General features: G+C 54.7%; 7 protein-coding genes. 5 read left to right on the top strand and 2 right to left on the bottom strand.

All coding sequences use genetic code 11. The annotated features are described in order from the left end of the window. The 5 genes from H7A81_RS25135 to pdxY all read left to right on the top strand — a co-directional run. On the top strand, positions 1-559 hold a 559-nt coding region (locus tag H7A81_RS25135), incomplete at its 5' end, for an anhydro-N-acetylmuramic acid kinase (RefSeq protein ID WP_182059076.1). Between the two features lie 10 nt (positions 560-569). Beyond that, positions 570-899: an MliC family protein gene (locus H7A81_RS25130; protein WP_160869826.1), complete on the top strand. Its 330-nt coding sequence runs from the start codon at positions 570-572 to the stop codon at positions 897-899. 14 nt (positions 900-913) lie between these two features. Further along, positions 914-1,570, top strand: a complete 657-nt coding sequence (pdxH, locus tag H7A81_RS25125) for a pyridoxamine 5'-phosphate oxidase (protein WP_034821578.1) — start codon at positions 914-916, stop codon at positions 1,568-1,570. Between the two features lie 139 nt (positions 1,571-1,709). Next, positions 1,710-2,984 carry a tyrosine--tRNA ligase gene (gene tyrS / locus H7A81_RS25120; RefSeq protein WP_034821575.1) on the top strand — a complete coding sequence of 425 codons (1,275 nt, stop codon included), beginning with the start codon at positions 1,710-1,712 and terminating at the stop codon, positions 2,982-2,984. Between the two features lie 54 nt (positions 2,985-3,038). Further along, entirely contained in the window at positions 3,039-3,899 is an 861-nt protein-coding gene (gene pdxY, locus H7A81_RS25115) for a pyridoxal kinase PdxY (protein ID WP_045813989.1), read from the top strand. 81 nt (positions 3,900-3,980) lie between these two features. On the opposite strand, the gene gstA is transcribed toward pdxY, so the two are convergent. Both gstA and H7A81_RS25105 read right to left on the bottom strand, forming a co-directional pair. After that, entirely contained in the window at positions 3,981-4,586 is a 606-nt protein-coding gene (gene gstA, locus H7A81_RS25110) for a glutathione transferase GstA (protein ID WP_182059077.1), read from the bottom strand. Positions 4,587-4,660: 74 nt separating this feature from the next. Continuing rightward, positions 4,661-5,569 carry a LysR family transcriptional regulator gene (locus H7A81_RS25105; protein WP_182059075.1) on the bottom strand — a complete coding sequence of 303 codons (909 nt, stop codon included), beginning with the start codon at positions 5,567-5,569 and terminating at the stop codon, positions 4,661-4,663. Between the last annotated feature and the right edge of the window lie 258 nt (positions 5,570-5,827).

The raw sequence follows: 5,827 nt of genomic DNA, 5'->3' as shown, positions 1-5,827 counted from the left end.
CGGGCCTGGCAATATGTTGATTGATGCCTGGATCTGGCGTCATAAGGGCGTGCCCTATGATAAGGATGCTAGCTGGGCGCGCAGTGGTCAGGTGGTGCCTGCACTGCTGGAGGAAATGCTCAACGACCCCTGGTTCGCGCTGCCACCACCGAAAAGTACCGGTCGTGAATACTTCAATCTCGGCTGGGTTGAACGTCAATTACAGCGTTTCCCGGCGCTGGCACCGCAGGATGTGCAGGCCACACTCAGCGAACTCACCGCATTGACCATTGCTCAACAAGTTCAGCTCAATGATGGCTGCGATCGCCTGCTGGTGTGTGGTGGCGGCAGTCGCAACCCATTGCTGATGGCGCGGCTGGCGGCCCATTTGCCGGGTACAGAAGTGGGGACGACGGATGACGCCGGGATCAGTGGTGATGATATGGAAGCGTTGGCCTTCGCCTGGCTGGCGTTTCGCACCTTGTCCGGTTTGCCAGGCAATTTGCCGGCCGTCACCGGTGCACGGGAAATGAGTGTATTGGGCGCCATTTATCCGGCGAATGCCCGATTGACACATTAAGGAGTGAAAGATGAAAAAAATCGTTATTCTGTTGAGCTGTGTCGTCGCGATGAGTGGCTGCGGCATGATGCACAAAGAGCAGCCTACACCACAGACATTGCGCTATCAGTGCGGCACGTTACCGTTAACGGTGACACTGGACAATCCGAAGCAGCAGGTGAGCTTTATTCTGGATGGTAAACCGCTCACCTTAACCCAAACCGTATCAGCTTCCGGCGCGCGCTACAGCGACGGCACTTATGTCTTCTGGTCGAAAGGCAATGGCGCTTTTGTTGAGCGTAATGACAAAATCGTGATTAATGACTGTGAATTGCAAAATGCGGATACGTCCGCCCAGTAACGAAGAGAATCAGCATGAGCGACAGTGACAGCTTGCAAAACATTGCCCATTTACGTCGTGAGTACACTCGCGGCGGGCTTAGACGTAACGATCTGCCAGACAATCCGCTGGCGTTGTTTGAACACTGGCTCAAGCAGGCGTGCGATGCCCAATTGCCCGATCCTACAGCAATGACCGTCGCCACCGTTGACAGCAGCGGCCAGCCTTATCAGCGTATTGTGTTGCTGAAGCATTACGATGAACAAGGCATGGTGTTTTACACCAATCTGGGCAGCCGCAAAGCGCTGCAGTTGGCGGACAATCCGCGCATCTCGCTGCATTTCCCATGGCACTTCCTTGAACGCCAGGTGATGGTATTGGGTGAAGTCGAAAAATTGACGCCGCTGGAAGTGCTGAAATACTTCAGCAGCCGCCCGCGTGATAGTCAGATCGGTGCCTGGGTGTCGAAGCAATCAAGCCGTATTTCGGCGCGTGGTGTGCTGGAAGGCAAGTTCCTTGAACTTAAGCAAAAATTCCAGCAAGGCGAAGTGCCTTTACCCAGTTTCTGGGGCGGATATCGCGTCAAATTCCATACCGTGGAGTTCTGGCAGGGCGGCGAACATCGCCTGCACGACCGCTTCCTCTACCAACGTGAAGGCAACGGCTGGACGATTGACCGTTTAGCGCCGTAAAACTGCGTTTTATCCCCTATCAACGCTGGCGCAGTTGGCGTCAGCGCTTTATGCTATAGCCCTCATTTTTTTCGTATCCGCATCTCAGCGGAAAGCTGTGTACCAGCCTAGGTGCAGTCTGATCAATTTGGAGTCAGTGATGACCAGCAGTAACCTGATACAACAATTGCAAGAAAGGGGCTTAGTCGCCCAGGTAACGGACGAGGAAGCGTTAGCAGAGCGACTGGCGCAAGGGCCAATTGCACTCTATTGCGGCTTCGATCCGACCGCTGATAGCTTGCATTTGGGCCATCTGGTGCCGCTGCTCTGCCTGAAACGTTTTCAGGACGCCGGACACAAGCCGGTCGCGCTGGTGGGTGGTGCCACCGGTCTGATTGGCGATCCCAGCTTTAAAGCAGCAGAACGTAAACTTAACACCGCTGATACCGTGGGCGAATGGGTTGAGAAGATCCGCAACCAGGTGGCGCCTTTCCTCAGCTTCGACTGCGGCGATAATAGTGCTATCGCAGCGAACAACTACGACTGGTTTGGCGGCATGAACGTGCTGACTTTCCTGCGTGACATCGGTAAGCACTTCTCGGTGAACCAGATGATCAACCGCGAAGCGGTGAAACAGCGTCTGAACCGTGAAGATCAGGGGATTTCTTACACCGAGTTCTCCTACAACCTGCTGCAGGGTTACGACTTTGCGGAGCTGAACAAGCGTCACGATGTGGTGCTGCAGATTGGCGGTTCTGACCAGTGGGGCAACATCACGTCAGGTATCGATCTGACGCGCCGTCTGCATCAGCAGCAGGCATGGGGCTTGACCGTTCCATTGATCACCAAATCTGATGGCACCAAATTCGGTAAAACCGAAGGTGGCGCAGTGTGGCTCGATGCGAAGAAAACCAGCCCATACAAGTTCTACCAGTTCTGGATTAACACTGCTGACTCAGACGTGTATCGCTTCCTGAAGTTCTTCACCTTTATGAGCATTGAAGAGATCAATGCGCTGGAAGAAGAAGACAAGAACAGCGGTAAAGCGCCACGCGCCCAATACGTGCTGGCAGAGCAGGTAACACGTCTGGTGCACGGCGAAGCGGGTCTGACGGCGGCAAAACGTATTACCGACAGCCTGTTCTCCGGCAGCCTGACCGAGATGACCGAAGCGGACTTCGAGCAGTTAGCGCAGGACGGTATGCCAGTGATTAACCTGAAAGCGGAAGACGATCTGCAGCAGGCGCTGGTGGCAGCTGAACTGGTGCCGTCTCGTGGACAGGCGCGTACCATGATCGGTTCTAACGCCGTGTCGCTAAACGGTGAAAAACAATCTGACGCCGAGTATCGTTTCAGCGACAGCGACAAACTGTTTGGTCGCTTCACGCTGTTACGTCGCGGTAAAAAACACTACTGCCTGATTAACTGGCAGTAAGGTTCGAGGGCCGGTTTCCGGCCCTTTTTTATGGCAAGGCAGTACAGGGCAATAATGAAAAATATCCTCGCAATCCAGTCTCATGTGGTTTACGGCCACGCCGGTAACAGCGCCGCCGAATTCCCCATGCGCCGTATGGGCGCAAACGTTTGGCCGTTAAACACCGTACAGTTTTCTAATCACACGCAATACGGTCACTGGACCGGCACTGTGATGCCCGCTACGCATCTCACCGACATCGTCAAAGGCATCGCGGCGATTGACCGTCTGAAGACCTGTGATGCGGTGCTGAGCGGCTATTTAGGGTCTGCAGAGCAGGGCGAGCAGATTCTGGAGATCGTGCGTCAGGTGAAAGCCGCTAACCCCAACGCCTGGTTCTTCTGCGATCCGGTGATGGGCCATCCCGAGAAGGGCTGCATTGTGGCGCCTGGTGTCGCGGAGTTCCATTGCAAGATGGCGATGCCGGCCAGCGATATCATCGCACCTAACCTGCTGGAGCTGGAAATGCTCAGCGGCCACGAAGTGGCGAATGTTGAGCAGGCGGTAGTGGCGGCACGCGCGTTAGTGGCGCAAGGGCCGAAAGTGGTGCTGGTGAAACATCTGGCGCGTGCCGGACGTCGCAGCGATCGATTCGAGATGCTGCTGGTCACCGCTGACGAGTGCTGGCATATCAGCCGTCCGTTGGTGGATTTCGGGGTTCGTCAGCCGGTGGGCGTGGGCGATCTCACCAGTGGTTTGCTGCTGGTCGATCTGCTGCACGGCAAATCGTTACAGGATGCACTGGAACACGTGACCGCTGCAGTGTATGAAGTGATGCTGAAAACTCACGAGATGGGCGAGTACGAGTTGCAACTGGTGGCAGCGCAGGATGCAATTGCACAACCGACTCAGCACTTTGCTGCTGAGAAGCTGTAACGGCTGCGAAATCTGCAGGCGACCACCCGGTGGCCTGCAGACACGAGGCAAAACAGGCGCACAGGGTGCGCCTGAATCGGCTTAAACCAAACCTTCCGCTTTCAATGCTGCCTGCACCGCAGGGCGCTCCGCCACGCGATCAAACCAGGCTTCAAGTGCCGTTAACCCGCTCAAATCCAGCTTGATGGCTTTTGCCCAACGCGTGACCACAAACAGGTAGACATCGGCCACGGTGAAACGCAGTCCCATCAGCCACTGCTTATCCTGCAGCGCTTCATTCACCGCCTGATATTTTTTCTCTAACTGCGCCCGCACAATCACTTTGTACTCTTCCGGCGTGTCCGGACGGAACAGCGGCGAGAAGGTTTTATGCAGTTCACTGCTGACAAAGCTCAACCATTCAAGGGTGTGGTAGCGCGTCAGGCTGCCGGTCGGTGCCAGTAAATTGCGATCCGGCTTCAGATCCGCCAGATACTGCACAATGGCAACGCCTTCGGTTAACAAGCTGCCGTCATCAAACTGCAGCGCCGGAACTTGTCCTTTGGGGTTAATTTGCCAGTAATCTTCTCCCTGCTCGGTGACCTTTTTCTGCAGATCGACATTGACCTGGGTAAAGTCCAGCCCGCATTCACGCGCAACAATATGCGGTGACAACGAACAGGCACCGGGTTTGCAATAGAGTTTCATCATGGCTTCTCCTGGAAGTGTGGTTGTGATCGAATTAGCATAAATCTGCGAAAATTTTTTACCAGTGACCGCGATCAGGAATTACGGTCCGCTTTAAACTTTCCCTGCGTAAAACAAGGTAGCGCAGGCAATTGTTCCAGCGCATAGTCCCAGAACTGCCGCACCTTAGGCGTCATGTTTTTAACCCGCTGTGTGACCAGTTGTACCGGCAAGGGGGCAGGCTCCCACTCGGGTAATAAACGGATCAGTTTGCCATCACGAATATCATCCAGCACCTGGTACGACAGCAAACGTCCAATCCCCTGGCCTCCACGCAGCGTTTCCAACTGGCTTTCAATATCGTTTACGCGCAGACGAGGCAAAATGCGCACGCGTAAATCCTGTGCAAAGCGCCATTCGCGTGTGTGACGCAAACTGGTGATCACCGTATGTTGCTGCAGCTCTGCCGGATGGGCGGGAGCACCCGCAAGCCGAAGATATTCCGGGCTCGCCACCAACGTCGAACGCACGCTGCCTACTTTGCGTGCCACCATTGAAGAATCCTGTAATTCGCCAATGCGCAGCGCGATATCCAACCCGTTCTCAATGAGATCCTGATAGCTGTCACTCAGCACCACTTCGATTTGCATCTCGGGATGTTGCTGCAAGAAGGCATTCACCAGCGGCATGATATGGCGGCGGCCGAAAGGCACGGGTGCGGTGATGCGCAGCAGCCCCTGCAGGCCGCTGTGATGCGCGCTATCGAGCGCGTGCTGATAATCACCTAATATTTGCTGAGCCCGTTCGAACAGCTGCCAGCCCGCTTCTGTGGGCGCCAGTTGACGAGTGGTGCGTTCAATCAGGGTCGTGCCCAACCGGGACTCGAGGGCATTCAATGTGCGGGTAATAACGGGAGGGGAGCGCTGTAAAAAACGTGCAGCACTGGCCAGGCTGCCTTGCTGAATCACCGCAACAAATACCTGAAGTTCTTCAAATCTATCCATGATGATTCCAGCACGTTTAACAGGAAGCCGTCATCATGCGGGGAAGTGGATAAAAAGCGAAGCTTTGGCAGCAGGAAACGTTAAAGCGGTGGAAAGAAATAAGTAACAGGAAATAAAAAAGCCGGGCGTTTGCCCTAATGCCGATCAGTTAAGGATCAGTTGAACGATCCAGTGGCTGTGTAAGAATCCGGAAACGCTTCGTTTCCGGATTTTTTTATGCAGCTCAGTCAGGCCCTTGATATCGTCTCTCGTTACGAT

Origin of the sequence: Pantoea sp. ME81 (genome assembly GCF_903970985.1) — a bacterium.
Lineage (GTDB): Bacteria > Pseudomonadota > Gammaproteobacteria > Enterobacterales > Enterobacteriaceae > Pantoea > Pantoea communis.
This window is presented reverse-complemented; position numbering and strand designations above follow the sequence as displayed.

What these genes read in the sequence shown, in the direction of transcription:
- pdxY (WP_045813989.1), top strand. Translation starts at nt 3,039, where the DNA reads ATGAAAAATATCCTCGCAATCCAGTCTCATGTGGTTTACGGCCACGCC.
- tyrS (WP_034821575.1), top strand. Translation starts at nt 1,710, where the DNA reads ATGACCAGCAGTAACCTGATACAACAATTGCAAGAAAGGGGCTTAGTC.
- H7A81_RS25130 (WP_160869826.1), top strand. Translation starts at nt 570, where the DNA reads ATGAAAAAAATCGTTATTCTGTTGAGCTGTGTCGTCGCGATGAGTGGC.
- pdxH (WP_034821578.1), top strand. Translation starts at nt 914, where the DNA reads ATGAGCGACAGTGACAGCTTGCAAAACATTGCCCATTTACGTCGTGAG.
- gstA (WP_182059077.1), bottom strand. Translation starts at nt 4,586, where the DNA reads ATGAAACTCTATTGCAAACCCGGTGCCTGTTCGTTGTCACCGCATATT.
- H7A81_RS25105 (WP_182059075.1), bottom strand. Translation starts at nt 5,569, where the DNA reads ATGGATAGATTTGAAGAACTTCAGGTATTTGTTGCGGTGATTCAGCAA.